This is a genomic window from Desulforhopalus sp. IMCC35007, assembly GCF_005116575.1.
Classification (GTDB): Bacteria; Desulfobacterota; Desulfobulbia; order Desulfobulbales; family Desulfocapsaceae; genus Desulforhopalus_A.
Genome location: NZ_SWCN01000001.1, coordinates 280,792 through 295,231 on the forward strand (window position 1 = coordinate 280,792; position 14,440 = coordinate 295,231).

Genomic DNA, 14,440 nt, shown 5'->3' on the forward strand with positions numbered 1-14,440 from the left:
TGGCGTAAATGGGGAGCTCCTCATTTTCGCCAAATGGAAGCAATCAGCTTGAAGGAACTGCCCAGGTCGTGAGAATTATAGAGAACCAGGTCAACTCGCTCATCTTTTATATTCATTTGCAAGTTTTCATTTCGGGTGAAACGAATGCAATGCTTTTGAAATCCTTCCTTATCCTGGATACGGGTGCGGCTCTGTTCCGCCTTGATCGGAAACCAGCCGGCATCACGCAGCAGGTCAACCGCATCCAAGGTTGGAACGAAGGTGTAACGGCTGGATACTTTATCTACAGGCTCGGTTGCACCAGCAGCGGAAGCGTGTTGAACGATCAGGTCATTGGTCATGAAAGTAGGTGCGGTCATGGTCGTGTCTCCTTTGAGATTGGAAAAAAAGAGGGACAAGACCCCCGTCAGGGAAGTTTTGTCCCTGATAGGTTGACTACTTATTGAGTGTGGCTTGGTTTTACAAAGTTTTATCTGTTTTCATAATCTACATCTTCAGACCAAGAGGTGCGGAAGGCTTGCCGTTTATAGACGGGTGCAGACTGACATTATTTCCATCAGTCATGCCTTGCTGGTAGGCATTGCCATCAACACGACTGGCTCTTGACGTTGTTGTTTTTAAACGTGGAAAAAGCCGACTAACCCGCTGGTCAACTGCTTTATCTTTAATCACCATCAATGCGGTACCGGTCATCCCGAAGGCATTACGAGCATCAGTCGGGGCAGTGTTCTGCTTCAGACGTTCTAATCGTTGGATGATCGTATTAATCATTCCCAGGCGATAGCTGTTATGCAGGGATTTACCGTGAATTCTGGTAAAACCCTTTGCACTGTTGACATATGCCTGACTCATTCGCTTAATGGTAGCGCGCAGTCGTTCAAACAGATCAGTGATAATGATCAAATCTGTCTGGCCAGCCACAAAAGTAAAACTCCAACCGTTGCTGTTTCTGGTACGGATTGCCCGGCCATTAAAGGTTTTGGCAATGAAGTTTCCCAGGGAGGCTTCCCATGTCTGGCAAGTCCTGGTCAGTCCACATACCTCGGCGGAACCAACATGAGCGCCACTGCCGTCAAGAGCTACATCAGCAACGGACAGATTATGTTCACGCATCAGCTCCTCGGCCTTCTTCATGGCAAGGGCGGATTCGTTTTCGTTATCACTTGCAGACAGAGCAAGTAATTTCTGGAGTTTATTGATTATTTTCTGATCTATCATCATCTTGTTTCCTTGTGAGATGGAAAATCAACAGGCAAGACTTCCCCATAGGGGGTTGTTTTGCCCCCTGGATTGGTATTGCTTGATATTGGGTTGACATCGCTAGCGCGGATTTACCCTAAAACTGAATACCTAAATCCGCCAAGGATGTTATCTCGTCCCCGACGATTATATGGTCCAGCACTCTAACATCGATAATCTGCAGGATATTTTTCAATTTTCGCGTCAACTCAATATCTGGTTGCGATGGATCAGCGTTACCTGAAGGGTGGTTGTGAGCGAGGATAACCTTTGCCGCATTGAGCCGCAGGCTTTCCTTAACCACTGCGCGAGGGTAAACTGTTGTCGCATCAATAGTCCCCTGGAACATTTCTTTCCATGCCAGAATGCAGTTTTTGGTGTCCAGAAATAGACAACAAAAGACCTCATGTTGGTAGGAAAATATTTTTGAGGCTATTGCTTCCTTTGCGGTCTGTGAACTGCCGATAAATTCAGTTCCTCTTTTCAGTGTGGAGCGAGTACGGCTGCGGGCCTCTTTGATAATATCGCGGGTTGTCGCGGTGACGTACTGTCCTTGTTCGTCTTGGATAAAGAGTTTCATGACCTATCTCCTCCTTTGAAGAATGATAGAGGGATAAGATGTTACCAAAGACAGAGTGGTTCTTTTGCTCCTGATGGTTTGATTGCCACGGGTTTCTGCGGCAGAAAGCTTCTTTTGCAGGCGTTCTATTTCATTTGCAGCCAGAAAAAGCAGGATGCAATGCCCGAGGTTGTTTTTGTCGGTTCTTTTTGCGGTAGCCCGCATGTTTCTCACTAAATTGACAATCATGGTCTTGTCTCCTTGGCGTGAATAAAAAGAGGGGACAAGACTTCCCAGTCAGGGAGGTTTTGTCCCTGATGGGTTGATTTATGTTTGGCTGTTCTTGAGCCCGACGACTTACCTGTTGTCAGTGTGATCGGTCGGGTCAGTCTGGTGTGTCTGGTCAGTCTGGTCAGAGATGGTCTCAAAGAGATAGACCGGCTGATGATGTTTCCATATCTCTCGTAACAGAGCGACGGGATCATTACCTTTTACTATTCTCTGCAACCTTTCGATCTCGGTTGCTGCCTGTCTGAGCATTTCCCTCAAAGACCAAGGACAAGTACCTCCAGTGTCAGCAGTGTCCGCATAGGCGCGCAACTGCGCAGGCAATTCAATCCTGATCGGCTTTTCCGTAACATCGACTTCTAATGGTTCAGCCATCATTTCGATTTCTGACGTATGCATAAGTTTTCCTCCATAGTAAAAAGGAACAAAACTTCCCAAAAATAAAAAGGGGATTGTCTTGCCCCTTTATGGGTCGGGTAAATGGGTTATGCAGCTTGTCGTATTTCAGCCAGGACAAAATGTCTGCATTGTTCCGGCCTATAAATACGGATCGGTTTGTCGTTGATTGCACCGCAACCTTGTCTGTCGTACCAACCTATCTTTCTGCCGGACCAGAAAACAAATCCGTCTTTCAGATCGAAGCGGTTGTTGTCGACATAAGCGATGGCTCCGGCTTTTTTGACATACACAGTTCCGCGAACAACATACTTTTCTGTGATCGTCGCTGTACTGCCGGCAGTCGTACTCATGGTGGTTGTGGTGGTAATGGTGACGTCCTGGTCATCGTCCATGGACAGATTACTGAGCAACTCACGCTGCCGGTATCTGGTCCATGCTTCACTCATATCATTGACCGCAACCTTGCCGGTCAAGGCCTTGGCCAGTTCATACATCATGCTGTTTTCCGATTCAGATAATGCGGCGAGCCCTTTATCTGATAACTCGCCCTCTACGGCGAGCGATGTCTCCATCTTTTGCGCCATAAGCGCCAGAGCTTTTTCCTGCATGGTTTTTGAATAGGCCATGAAAAATACCCGTACCGGCAGGTCTTGCCCGATACGCCACGACCTTCGGCTGGCTTGTCTGAGCGTGAAGACTGAATAACCACATTGAAAAAAGATGATTGTTGGAAACTCCAGGAGATCGAGCCCGGTTTTCACTAAATTGGGATTGCTGATAAGGCAATGGTACAAGCCCGTCTGAACCTGCTTTTTGAGCCAATCTTCCCGATGCTCCGGCTTTACGGTTTGACTGCGAAGGACCAGCGGTTTGATGTCATTCTTCTGAAGTTTTTCCTCTAAGACAGGAATCAGATCCCGGGTGCCGGTATGTTCGAGAAAGATCGCTACCTTTCTCCCTTGCTTCTTTTCAGCCGCTATAATCTCCAGCAGCTTTTCTTCTTTGGGCAACAGGTCAATTTCCAAGCCGGGTGCCGAGGCAACGACTGTCTCTCTCCCTGCAATCTCCAGGGTGATTTCCTCCTCATTCCGGCATCCATCGGGATAGGCCAGTAAGGATTGAATCATTTTGCCCATAAGCCGCATATCACCACGCGCTAATGCCGCACTGGTGGCGTCTATGAGATCATGGGAGAGTTGGGCATATTCCGGTTGTTGTTGGTCGGGTTCCAATGCTACTGGAACGATGATTTCTTCGTATTCCGGCAATGCATCATTGACATCGGCCAGACGAACAAAGGTCGAATGCTCAAGCAGCAGATCAGGCAGTAACAGGGGTGATATTCCCGGGGCTTCCTTGACCCTTGACTTTCCGAGCTTTCGGCCGATACTGGCAACATTGAGACTGACATTGACATCCTTGCTGTCATAGGTGCGTTGCACAACGCCGTAGCGTTCCGCAAAATGCATTGACCTGCCATACTCAAAGCCACCTGCCTTCATCTGACGAGGGAACATACGCCAGAGCAGATAAAAAAGATTCGAACTATAGCCGCCCATCAAAGTGCCGCTGAGTGCCAGCACCTTTTTTGAGCGAGCGATAAGACAGGACATTGCCTGACCTTGGGCAGTACCGCCACCCTTGAGTTCATGCACCTCGTCGAGTATCAGGAGATCGAAAAAGTTCCTGGTGGGAAAATACCGCTTGATAAACTCGGCCTTGGCATAGCGGCGGGCTTTAGTTCCATCCGCCATCCACATCGGGGCCTTGCAATGTTCGCACGGTATACATTTGTTGTTCTCGTTATCGGTTGTTATCTGCCTACCGCATTCAGGACAACATTGCCTGCCAAGAATCGCGATCCGCTGGGGAACACGCTGGAAATGCAATTTAGCCCGTTCTTTGCCCATGACCCAAATCTCCATGCCAACAGGTTGTGTTGACGTGAGCTTATTCGCGATGAGCAGATCGAGGCTTTTCCCGTTGAGGTTGATGCAGTTGCATCCGGGGATGGTATCGTGTGCTTCCCGTATCCATTTCTTGACCAGGTGGCCGGGACATTGAATAAGGATGCGTTTATGTGTTTTAGGAATCAGATGGGCAACGGCTAAACTTACAAAAGTTTTACCCGTTCCCATCTCCCCAACCAGGAAGGCTGCCTTGTGATCTTCCTTGAAAAAAGATTTGGCTACCGGCAAAATGCCTTTTCTGGTTTGCGACTCGAACGGTTTGCGCGGTAATTGCTGTAACTTGTTCCTGGCCTGTGCGTCCCAATCATCTTCTGCTTTCAGTGAATAGACAGGATTCATGTTCTGCATGACTTGATCTTTGAGCATATCGCCCCATTCATCAAGAAACTCGGCCAGTTTGACGGTTTTTTGTTCGTCAATGACTGGTTCGACAATATCGGTGATAGCCGCCATAATTCTCCTTTTTACTGTTTGAACAGGGGGAGAATATGGCCCCTTGAGGGGAAATATTCTCCCCCGGTCTGGGTTAGGTTGTCGGATTGGTAGACTCCTTGCAGCTATTGTAGCTCTCCGGTCTTGATTGCTTCCAGCACACGCGATTCCAAGATCTCATCGCCTGGGATAGTTACAAGATACGCTTCCTGAAAAGCCTCGTCGCCGAAGCTAAAAAGTTTTTCAGGGCATATCGTTTTCTCCCAGAGCCACTCTTGCCATTGTGGTTTGAGCGGAATGGTCGTTGCTTTATCAACACGGCGGAAGGCTCGTTCCTGCACGGTAGGCAGATCAGGGCCAAAGACAGTTGCATGAAGAGAAGATTCGTTGAATCCTGTTGCAACCAGCACCTTGTTGACGACCTCACCGATCTTGCGGGTGCGGCAGGTGCGGATTGAGCCGGAAAAATGAAGGTCGGCTGACTCGTCATTATTGTCGGACACCCGGCAAACAGCATCGCCGCTATAAATAAGCGCAGACATGGCCTTTACATGGGAAGGCGAACCGATAAGGCTCAACAAACAGCCTTGGTATTCCCAGTCTGACCTTCTTACAATCAGGGCGTTGGCATAACAGACGAATCCGACACATTTTATGATGAGGTATGGTGTTGTCATGTGATTTCTCCTTGAGGTAATTGCAGGTAATGCCTAAAACGGGAGAAATCCCCTATGCGGGAGGTTTCTCCCGTAAGGGTTGGATGAAAATGGATGAGGATTACTGCACGGTAATCAATGCAGCAGTTTGCATGTCAATGACTTTGACGGTTGGGATGTACTGGTCCTTGGTGGTGATCGAACCGCCGCCGGTCTCGTTTTCATGAACCTGGACAATCGTCTCGATTTTTTTGATAACACCTTTAATAACCAACTGCCGGCCATCTTTTTCTATGGCTCCATTCATGTATCCTCCTGCCAGCATAAGAGCCAGGTGGCCGTTTGCAAGCGAGGTCAATGGACGGATAATATTGTTTTTGGTGGGGATAAGTTCTTGCAAAACATCTTGCAGGATCCCGGCCTTGTTGATCACTGGAATTGCTTCGAGTGGATCGAGACGATCGATACGAAAGTCTACCGGCTTGTCAGCTTTCGGAATAACGATTGGGGCCATGGTTTCCAGGGGCCATACTTCGCTTTGAAATTCCGCAGGTAGCATGCCGGCCAATTCTTCCAGATGTTGCTGGGTTGCCTTGGCTGTTCCTTCTGTTACCGCTATTTTCTTCTCGCCAAAGACTATGCACTGCTTGAAAGAGTGAAAATCTTCGTCTGGAAACCCCACTACCTGCAGCTTGAAATTCCGGGCCAGTGTCCTGGCGCAATGTTTCAGCACATAATAGGGGATAACAAAAACGACAATGCCGCCAATCTGCAATGTCCGGATATAAGAGCGCAAAAACTGATGCTCCAGTCTTCTCTCTAATGTATCGTCTGCATTGATCGCGGTATCGTAGGGCGGGTTGAGATAGAGCAAGCCGAAGGATTGAGTGGATACTCTTGCCTCGGTAAGTGCATCACCCCATACTGCCTTGAAGAGCTGTGATTTAGCTTTCGTGGCTCGCTGGTGATCAAGCTCGACGCCATAGGTAATGGTGTCGGGGCTTGCCAGTTGGGACAGCGTGTTGCCGTACCCGCAGCAAGGGTCTAATGCTCGTGCGCCTTTTTCAAAAGAAATTTTTGTTTTCAGCAGAGCTACAACACTATCCGGTGTGGGATAGAAACCTGCTTTTGCTTGAGATGCGAGTCGTGCCATGTCTTGTTTCCTTCTCGGTTGAAATAAAAAAGGGCAAGACACTCCCGGCAGGGGATGTTTTGCCCCTGGTGGGTAGGTTGGTTGTTTTTCTAAGTCACTAAAATGGAACTTCCGTGTCCGGCGCTGGTGGGTTATCGACATTATTTCCATGAGTCGCGTTTCCATGAGCAGCCGGCGAAGCAGTTTCCTTATCAACGTTTTTACCACCAAGCATTTCCATGCTCTTGGCAATAATTTCAGTGGTATAACGGGTAATACCGTTCTCATCCCACTTTCTGGTTTGCAATTTGCCTTCAATATAGACTTTCGAGCCTTTCTTGAGGTGATCTCCGCAAATTTCGGCCAATCCTTTCCAGGCGACAATTCTGTGCCAGTCGGTATGCTCCTGTTGTACTCCGTCCGCATCTTTCCACTTTTCAGTAGTAGCGACAGAAAAAGTTGCCACAGTAGCACCTTTCTGGGTGTAACGAATTTCCGGGTCATTGCCTAAGTTGCCGATTACCATTGCTTTGTTCATGTTGTTCTCCTTTATGGGTGGTTGGTTTATGCCGCTTTTTGGTTTCTTGGGATTGTCATTTTAGCGGTTTTAATATCCAGGAATGAATACGAGCTTGATTCTTGAAATTCTTCCATCGAATGTCCCATCTCCGCCAAAAATGCCGTTAAGCGTCCGGTATCGGTATGTTGCCGTGAGCGAACTGCTTTAGAAAGGATGGTGTTGTTGACTTTGATGGCATGTCCGGCCTGATTCACTATTGACAGTAAATTGGCCTTCATGGGTTCAATCTTTTTGTCCAACACCTTGCCCTGTTCCAGCAAAGATCGTAATTCGGTGACACAGTCTTCCAGATCTGGAACTTCTTTGGCTGCAAACCTGGGACAGGTGGTCAAGTTAGTACAATATCCGCACAGCGGGCTGGGTTCGGTTGGTGGATTTTTCGGGTGGCCGAGTATCATGAACTGATAATCCGTCCAGATGGATGCCGCCCTGTCTTTCAATCCTTGGTACAAAATCTCGTCTGGCGCATAACCGTTGAAAAAACCAATATCACCGCTTCCTAAATCAATGGCCAGAACCGCACCTTTGATCTGGTAATCAGGAAATTGTTCTTTTAACGCGCCCATCTGCATGTAAAGTTGCGATTCCCAGGAGCTATACGGCCCGTCAGGGATACCACTAACCGATTTGACTTCGAGTACGGCTTTTAGTTTCGGTGCATTGAACACAAAATCAATGTGGCACCTGATGGGAGTATTCCCGCCGGCAATAGCCTCAACCTGTCGGTCGAAATTAGTATAACCGGCAGCGGTCATCGCGTTTGCGACAATATCTTCGGCCATGTGTCCTCTTTGGAAACGGAGCAAGGTGGCCAGGTCATGTTCAGCGGGATGTAAGCGGTCGAGAATTACTTTTCGCGGGCAGTATCCAATATCAGATGCGCCAAGGTAGCTGTTTCGGTCACCCAGAGTGGTCAGGGTGTGCTGGTTGGCAAATTTTTGTAACCCGGTAAGCAGTGTGTTTTTGATATCCATGATGTTCCTCCAGAAAAATGAAAAAATTTGCGGGAGAACACACGGATTTCCCTTGAGGGAAAAGTGTTGCTCCCTCGTTGGGTGAGTAAAACGTGGTAAACAGGCTATGTTAGAGTCAGTCCTAATGGGTTTAAAGATTAATGGGTTGTCAGATCTTTGTACCAGTTTTTCTGCTCCTTATTCCATTTGAATCCTACCGCTTTCAGTAACTCCTTCTTATCAAAGACTTTGCCCATTGCTATGACAATACTGTCATGATGTTGATAGGTGATACCGTCAATCTTGGGCAGGGAAGCAGAATCGGCAGGTTCTGATGGTAGGGTCGGTTGAGACTGGTTAGTTGATGGTAGTGTTGGTTGCGTCATTTCAGGTTTTGGTGGAAGAAGTGGTTGAGATTGCGGGGTGCTTTTCGGTAAAGATTGTCTCGATGGAGCTTGTGGACTGCGTGAATTGTAAACATTCTCGAGTAAGCCTCGATAGGAATCTTGTCCGATAGAGCAAAGGGAGAGACATTTCTGCAGTGCATCGGTAATCGCTCCTTTCTGAGCATCGCCTACATTGCCTTTCACTATGTTCATCTGTCCTTTGTGTGACCCCTTGCAAAACCATTCGTCGGTATCGATTTTCAAAAATAACTTTACCTCCGCGACAGCCTGATTTTCAAAAATCTCTTCCTTAATCAGTTCATAACGCCAGTTTTCCGGTTTTATGATTTGATTTACTGCGTCAAATACATATTGCGGTCGATATCCATAGCGAATTTGACCACCAAAGTCGATTTTCTGTACCGCAGCACGACCAAAACTCCTGATCAATTCGTTGATTTCGTGTATCTTTTCTGTGAGTGTTGACATGGTTTTTCTCCTTTAATCTTGAAGATTGTGGGAGAAGGCAACTATGCCCATGGAGGGAGAGTTGTTTTTCTCCCGTTGATGGGGTAGGGGGTGCTTTATTGCTGGGTGCTATGTGCTATGAGCTATGTGCAATGTGGGGAATCAACAACAAAAGAAATCAAAGGAATTCATCCACAAAAAAGAGGTTCGCAAACGCGATTAAACTTTTCCTGTATGGGATTTGTCCGGACGGATTTGTCTTGTTGATGGAAAAAAAGGGGGGGCCATATGCAAAATCATCCAAAAAAGAGGTTCACAAATGTGATTAAACTTTTCTTGCAGATTTCATATGGCGGGTACAAAAATCACTGGGTCATTCATCGAAATATATCATGAAGCCTCAGTTATTTTCCCGGAAGGGATTACTTAATTGAATTAAGTGGAGTTATGCTCCAAATAAATATCCTTTTTTGCAAGAAATCAAGAAAATTATTTTTCACGGTACATTGTGGAGGAGATTTCACTTTTCCCACATAAAAAAAACAGCAGAAAATGAAAATAATTACTCAAAAAAGCATACATGGCCGGAAAGAGATAGTAGGAGGGGAAAATAACATCCGGCAGCTATGCAGACGCAATATAACGCAATCATCAATTCCTTCGTCGATAAATATGGCCTCAGCCGAGGTCAGGTTGTCGCCGAGATCGAGAAGACTTTTTCGACTATGCTGTCTCGCTGGTATGGGGCAGGGACTGTTGTCCTGTTTGGCGACGGCTACCTGCAGGCACTGCACTATGCCAAGCAGTCAGGTATTCCTGTGCAAAATCAGCTTGATTTTCTGTCCATGCGCGGCTGGAATACTCTTCAGAGGGCACTGGACCGGAATTTTACCAGGATTGCCTGCCTGCATGAAGTGACTCGCTATAAACAGTTGGAACATGAGCTGCGCTGGGGGGATATCATCCGTAAAAACAGTGATGGGTTTCTGGTGGAGATTGAGATTGAAAAAGGCCAGGCAATCATTGCCGAGTGTCCGCTGAATCGTGTCGGCATGCATGAACAACAGACATTGGCCGTTGGTCAAAGACGGGCATTTCATCTGCGACGGGTTGACTCTGTAAAAATGGGCGGGAGCACACGGGTCCAGGTGATCGTTGATCGTGTATCAAAGAATCTGGTGACCGCTTTGTTAAGAGAACAGCTCGGCACTGCCACGGATATAACGCTGTATTGCGCCAAACGGTATGTCGGCCATAAGAGTTTTGTTCAAGCCGGCGGATTTTTGCCAAAACAGGCAATCTTGACCGTATCCCGGGAATTGCGGGAGCATATTCAGGTTACGGTAGGAAAGATTGCAGTGGGTAAGAAATCTTGATCTGGAGAAAACAGTCCAAAAAACCAAATGCTGCGCCCTATACCCGGATAGGGGACGGCTTTCATCTGGATCATCCGGACAAGATACTACCGCTTGGCTTCCCGGATAATGACCGCAAAGGGCATTTCTGGTGCTTCGGGACAACCAGGGTGGGAAAAACCCGCACCATGGAAGGAATCATCGAGCAGGACATTCGAAAAGGCTATTCAGTGGTCGTCATCGACCCCAAGGGTGACAACGAACTTTTCTCGAAAATTGTTCAGGTGGCCTTCGATACCCGCAGGCAGGAGGATTTGATACTGCTCACCCCTGTCTTTCCCCAATACAGCGCGGTTTTTAATCCTCTCTCGCATTATTATATGGTCGAGGAAATAGTGGCCCATATTACCGCCGGTGTCGCGGTGGGCAGGGAGCCTTATTTCTTCTCTGTTGCCTACGAAATCAGCCTGGTGGTGGTCCAGGCTTTGATCCTGCTGGCGAGAGCCAATAATAGAAAACCGGATTTCAATCTCAACGATGTCAAAAACAATATCAGTCATGCGGATCTGGAGAAGCTGAAAGAAAAAATCGAAGGTATCAACTCCCCACAGGCCCGGCAGCTTGCGCTGAACCTGCGAAGAATCATCGCTTCGACCGCCGACTACCATTCCAAGGTCGCCTCCTCGCTGCGGGTGGCACTGACGGAATTAACCAGTGGTAATGTCGGACAGATTCTTGGCCAGGCGAGCGAAAACCGTTTCATCAAACGCCTGGAGCAAGACAAAGGCGTTATTCTTATTGTCCAGCTGGGCTCCTTACTCACCAAACGGGCGGCTTATACCGCCGGGAAGGTCATTGCCTCGAACATCCAGGCCTTTGTCGGTCGCAGGTTTTCCAGTGATAAAAAGATATCTCCGTCTCTGGCCCTGCATATCGACGAGGCCCAGTCCGTTCTCTATGACGGGATCGAGGAGCTGTTTGCCAAGGCCGGTGGCGCGGGTGTCTATATCCACGGCTATTGTCAGTCGGTGAGCCAGCTCTATGCCGAGATTGGCCAAGATCGAGCCAATACCATCCTCGATAACTGCAATACCAAATTGTTTATGCGGGTGCCGGATGCCAAGACCGCCACTTATATCTCAGATCATCTTGGTGAAAAACGGGTCTTTAGCCCGGTTATCTCTGTCGGTGGCGGGTTGGCTATTCGGGAGACCGAGGATGTACGGGTTAAGCACACAGAAGTGTTGAACCTGGCTCCCCGTCAGTTCTTCATGACGACCTATTCAGGAATTTACCGGGGCATCACCGCAGAGGTTGCCACGGCTGAGCTCAAGGTGATTTTTCCCGAAATCAGACCACAATGGGATGATTATCAAGAAGACCGGTCAGGTGAAGAGGGGAGGGAAGGGGGATGACCTCCATAGAGATCAATACCATCCTTGGCCTGGGAATAACGTTTTTTGCCGGCACAATATGGCTGCTTCTTGGCAGGTCGGAGAAAAAACCTGCTGCCGCCAAAAAGGAGGTGCTGTTGCAGGACCTGTCTCAGTTGTGGATTAAAAACGGTGAGGTCAATATCGCTGATCTGGCGCCAATCTGGCGAGATGATCCGGTAGAGCAGGCAATCGATGTGGTATGCATCGAATTCCAGAGTGCGCGGATACAGGAATTCTACAAAAAGCATATTCTGCCGTTACATCATGCACCCCAGCAACAGGCGGTTTGCCGTGATCTTTTGTCTTTGTTGGATACGGAAGGTAACTGTCCATCCGTCGTCAATGTCAGTCGTGATGTGGAAGCCACCTGGGATTCCAACACCTACACCCTGCTTGGTCAAACGAACTTGCTCGATCATTGCCTGAATGTGGCGGAGCAGGCGGTTCGGCTGCTGCGGGAAGCCGATACCGGTTATCTTATACCGGATACCATCATTGCCGCCTTGTCCCATGATCTGGGGAAACTGCCCTCCATCCGGGGGCATCTCTATAGCCTGGGCGAACATCCCTTAGCCGCCGGTCGGATTCTGGTCGGTCTTCAATCGTTTAAGGAACTTCATCAGCAAGAGGCAATCCTCCAGGCGGTAAAACTCCACCACAAACAGCCTCAAGATTTTTTGGGCAAGACCTTGAAACGGGCGGATCAACTTGCCCGGCAACAAGAGCTGGAGCAGGCCCAGGAGCGACTCCAGCCCTTAGAGAAACCTCCCCAGTGGCACAACCAAGCACAGGCGCAAGAGGGTATATTTGAAGAAAAGCCGGAGACAAAAAAGAAGACTCCGGCCCCAAGGCTCATCAACCTGTCCTGGCTGAACACCCATGACTTCCTGCAGGACATGGTGCCTTATATCAATAAACTTGAAGGGCGAAGGTTCCGGGCTTTTTCCATGCCGAATGGTGTGGTCTACTTTATGCCAAAGATACTGGAGCTGATCGCCAGAAAACAGGCGGAAAAAGCGGGGGTGCTGGATGTCGTCTCCATGGATGAAAAAGCAATGCGCGAGGTATTGTTGTCCATCGTCCATCAGCTCAGACAGGTGAATGTCATAGAGGGTGGCCTGTTGCAAGACCAATATTTTGGCGCATATTTTACCGTGACCATGAAATCAGGCACAACCATGAACGGCTATTACACGCCCTGTCATGCAGAGGCGTTTGGTTCTATAGCCGTTATGGAAGATGCTAAATCCGGCATCCTCCTGGACCTGGTATCTGTTGCAGTGGTGCACGGAGATAAACAGGCATGAGCAACAGCATAAACAGCAGTGGCTTTAGCGGCTATAAGGGCGGCAGTCCCGGCAGTAGTAACAGCGGCGGTGGCGTTTCTGGCAGTGTTGGCGGTGCTGGTAGAGGTGGCTCCTATAGCCCGAATGCCACATTTATCAATACAGACAATCGGCAATATGTAAAGCCACGGAGTATCATTAATGTCATCTCCGATATTCAGCATTATTGCATGGCTGAAAAATTAGGTAACGCCTTGCCTGCGGAATATTTGACACTGGAAAACTCTCTGGGATTTTTTAGTGTCGGGGCGAAAAGTGGTCTGACGGAAGGGCTCTTCCTCCTTTTGCTTTTGCCGGCGGTTGAATTTTATCTGCTTCCTTTTGTCCTCAAATCACCAAGTTTATTTGTAAAAATCATGTTCGGCTCTTTTCCTTTTCTGCCGGTCATCGCCAACACCTTTCTGTGCGCTTATATCAGCCAATACTATGTCGGTATAGTTACCCGCAAGGCCATCAATGCTTTTTTCACCGGCAGGATGCTCGTGCTGGTCGCTAAAAGTTTCATGATCTATGTTTTCTACACCTTGCTTATCGGCTTGAGCACCCCGGAAAGGGTCTGGCAAGTGGCGCAATATTCCAGCCAAAATGCCGAGGCAATCTATTATGGCTATATGACCATGCTGCCCAATATCATGCCGATAGCCACTCGTTGCTCTCTGTTTATCCTGATCGCCGCCATTTTGCCTTACGGATCTGTCTTTTTAATGGATATGTGGCGGAGAAGTAAAATCAAACGCAACCATGCCAGGATTACTGGTAAATCTTAAAATAATTCGATTAATCTATTCAACTTAAGGGAGAGGAAATTGGAGACAGAGATAAAGAATACACCGGATGAAAAAAGGAGACCTACCAAGGAAGAGATTCTGGAGAAGAAAATCTCCATGGTCAAGGAGCGTGGCTCAAGGGTCATGAGAATCAACTCACCGATGGGCAGCATCATGTTCAATGTCCTGCGGCAATTTGATCAGGCGTATGCACATTTCAAGGGGCAGTTGGGAGAACCAGGGGGGATTTCCCATGAAAAAGGAGCTGAACTGATGGATGAGGCGCGAAAGATAACTATCGCTTTCTCTGAGTTCACCGGCCAGTTGAGCAGGCAGGTCAGGTTTAAGTATTTTGTGCCTGAGGAGCTTCAGGAGATGCGGCAAGTTACAGACAGAAAGAAAGATGAATCCTCGGCGAACTGAGCATAACTACACAGATATCTTTTACTTTTTCCATTTTTAGAATATGATTGT

General features: G+C 48.1%; 16 protein-coding genes. 5 read left to right on the forward strand and 11 right to left on the reverse strand.

Translation table 11 applies throughout. The annotated features are described in order from the left end of the window. Positions 1-20 precede the first annotated feature (20 nt). The 11 genes from FCL48_RS01245 to FCL48_RS01295 form a co-directional block, all read right to left on the reverse strand. The gene (locus FCL48_RS01245) at positions 21-359 is read right to left on the reverse strand and encodes a DUF932 domain-containing protein (protein ID WP_136870419.1); all 339 of its coding nucleotides are present in this window, start codon (positions 357-359) and stop codon (positions 21-23) included. 127 nt (positions 360-486) lie between these two features. Next, a complete protein-coding gene (locus tag FCL48_RS01250; RefSeq protein WP_136870420.1) occupies positions 487-1,221 on the reverse strand; it encodes a DUF2786 domain-containing protein in 735 nt (244 codons plus the stop codon). Positions 1,222-1,336: 115 nt separating this feature from the next. Beyond that, positions 1,337-1,819, reverse strand: a complete 483-nt coding sequence (locus FCL48_RS01255; protein WP_136870421.1) for a RadC family protein — start codon at positions 1,817-1,819, stop codon at positions 1,337-1,339. Between the two features lie 3 nt (positions 1,820-1,822). Then, positions 1,823-2,047, reverse strand: coding sequence for a hypothetical protein (locus FCL48_RS01260; RefSeq protein ID WP_136870422.1), 225 nt, complete (start codon positions 2,045-2,047; stop codon positions 1,823-1,825). 108 nt (positions 2,048-2,155) lie between these two features. Continuing rightward, on the reverse strand, positions 2,156-2,485 hold the full coding sequence (locus FCL48_RS01265; RefSeq protein ID WP_136870423.1) for a hypothetical protein: 330 nt from the start codon (positions 2,483-2,485) through the stop codon (positions 2,156-2,158). Between the two features lie 86 nt (positions 2,486-2,571). Further along, the gene (locus tag FCL48_RS01270) at positions 2,572-4,908 is read right to left on the reverse strand and encodes a helicase-related protein (RefSeq protein ID WP_136870424.1); all 2,337 of its coding nucleotides are present in this window, start codon (positions 4,906-4,908) and stop codon (positions 2,572-2,574) included. Between the two features lie 104 nt (positions 4,909-5,012). Beyond that, complete coding sequence (locus FCL48_RS01275) at positions 5,013-5,564, reverse strand: hypothetical protein (RefSeq protein ID WP_136870425.1); 552 nt, start codon at positions 5,562-5,564, stop codon at positions 5,013-5,015. 100 nt (positions 5,565-5,664) lie between these two features. Continuing rightward, on the reverse strand, positions 5,665-6,696 hold the full coding sequence (locus FCL48_RS01280) for a DUF6094 domain-containing protein (protein WP_136870426.1): 1,032 nt from the start codon (positions 6,694-6,696) through the stop codon (positions 5,665-5,667). A 97-nt stretch (positions 6,697-6,793) separates the two neighbouring features. Continuing rightward, complete coding sequence (locus FCL48_RS01285; RefSeq protein WP_136870427.1) at positions 6,794-7,213, reverse strand: single-stranded DNA-binding protein; 420 nt, start codon at positions 7,211-7,213, stop codon at positions 6,794-6,796. Positions 7,214-7,239: 26 nt separating this feature from the next. Then, the gene (locus FCL48_RS01290) at positions 7,240-8,229 is read right to left on the reverse strand and encodes a hypothetical protein (RefSeq protein WP_136870428.1); all 990 of its coding nucleotides are present in this window, start codon (positions 8,227-8,229) and stop codon (positions 7,240-7,242) included. Between the two features lie 137 nt (positions 8,230-8,366). Further along, positions 8,367-9,083, reverse strand: a complete 717-nt coding sequence (locus FCL48_RS01295) for a hypothetical protein (RefSeq protein ID WP_136870429.1) — start codon at positions 9,081-9,083, stop codon at positions 8,367-8,369. A 605-nt stretch (positions 9,084-9,688) separates the two neighbouring features. Between FCL48_RS01295 and FCL48_RS01300 the strand changes: the two genes are divergently transcribed. Genes FCL48_RS01300 through FCL48_RS01320 form a run of 5 tightly spaced genes read left to right on the forward strand, consistent with a single transcriptional unit; the run spans position 9,689 to position 14,389 of the window. Beyond that, a complete protein-coding gene (locus tag FCL48_RS01300; RefSeq protein WP_136870430.1) occupies positions 9,689-10,438 on the forward strand; it encodes a hypothetical protein in 750 nt (249 codons plus the stop codon). Beyond that, positions 10,435-11,832 carry a type IV secretory system conjugative DNA transfer family protein gene (locus FCL48_RS01305; RefSeq protein WP_240744701.1) on the forward strand — a complete coding sequence of 466 codons (1,398 nt, stop codon included), beginning with the start codon at positions 10,435-10,437 and terminating at the stop codon, positions 11,830-11,832. Before FCL48_RS01300 ends, FCL48_RS01305 begins: the two co-directional genes overlap by 4 nt. Continuing rightward, positions 11,829-13,160, forward strand: coding sequence for an HD domain-containing protein (locus tag FCL48_RS01310; protein ID WP_136870431.1), 1,332 nt, complete (start codon positions 11,829-11,831; stop codon positions 13,158-13,160). Before FCL48_RS01305 ends, FCL48_RS01310 begins: the two co-directional genes overlap by 4 nt. After that, positions 13,157-13,966, forward strand: coding sequence for a hypothetical protein (locus FCL48_RS01315; protein WP_136870432.1), 810 nt, complete (start codon positions 13,157-13,159; stop codon positions 13,964-13,966). The genes FCL48_RS01310 and FCL48_RS01315 overlap by 4 nt, the downstream gene beginning before the upstream one ends. Positions 13,967-14,005: 39 nt before the next feature. Next, entirely contained in the window at positions 14,006-14,389 is a 384-nt protein-coding gene (locus FCL48_RS01320; RefSeq protein ID WP_240744702.1) for a recombinase, read from the forward strand. The last annotated feature ends 51 nt before the right edge of the window (positions 14,390-14,440 follow it).

Bases quoted from the DNA above. Each gene is read 5' to 3' on its own strand.
- FCL48_RS01245 (WP_136870419.1), bottom strand. From the start codon at position 359: ATGACCGCACCTACTTTCATGACCAATGACCTGATCGTTCAACACGCT.
- FCL48_RS01250 (WP_136870420.1), bottom strand. From the start codon at position 1,221: ATGATGATAGATCAGAAAATAATCAATAAACTCCAGAAATTACTTGCT.
- FCL48_RS01255 (WP_136870421.1), bottom strand. From the start codon at position 1,819: ATGAAACTCTTTATCCAAGACGAACAAGGACAGTACGTCACCGCGACA.
- FCL48_RS01260 (WP_136870422.1), bottom strand. From the start codon at position 2,047: ATGATTGTCAATTTAGTGAGAAACATGCGGGCTACCGCAAAAAGAACC.
- FCL48_RS01265 (WP_136870423.1), bottom strand. From the start codon at position 2,485: ATGCATACGTCAGAAATCGAAATGATGGCTGAACCATTAGAAGTCGAT.
- FCL48_RS01270 (WP_136870424.1), bottom strand. From the start codon at position 4,908: ATGGCGGCTATCACCGATATTGTCGAACCAGTCATTGACGAACAAAAA.
- FCL48_RS01275 (WP_136870425.1), bottom strand. From the start codon at position 5,564: ATGACAACACCATACCTCATCATAAAATGTGTCGGATTCGTCTGTTAT.
- FCL48_RS01280 (WP_136870426.1), bottom strand. From the start codon at position 6,696: ATGGCACGACTCGCATCTCAAGCAAAAGCAGGTTTCTATCCCACACCG.
- FCL48_RS01285 (WP_136870427.1), bottom strand. From the start codon at position 7,213: ATGAACAAAGCAATGGTAATCGGCAACTTAGGCAATGACCCGGAAATT.
- FCL48_RS01290 (WP_136870428.1), bottom strand. From the start codon at position 8,229: ATGGATATCAAAAACACACTGCTTACCGGGTTACAAAAATTTGCCAAC.
- FCL48_RS01295 (WP_136870429.1), bottom strand. From the start codon at position 9,083: ATGTCAACACTCACAGAAAAGATACACGAAATCAACGAATTGATCAGG.
- FCL48_RS01300 (WP_136870430.1), top strand. From the start codon at position 9,689: ATGCAGACGCAATATAACGCAATCATCAATTCCTTCGTCGATAAATAT.
- FCL48_RS01310 (WP_136870431.1), top strand. From the start codon at position 11,829: ATGACCTCCATAGAGATCAATACCATCCTTGGCCTGGGAATAACGTTT.
- FCL48_RS01315 (WP_136870432.1), top strand. From the start codon at position 13,157: ATGAGCAACAGCATAAACAGCAGTGGCTTTAGCGGCTATAAGGGCGGC.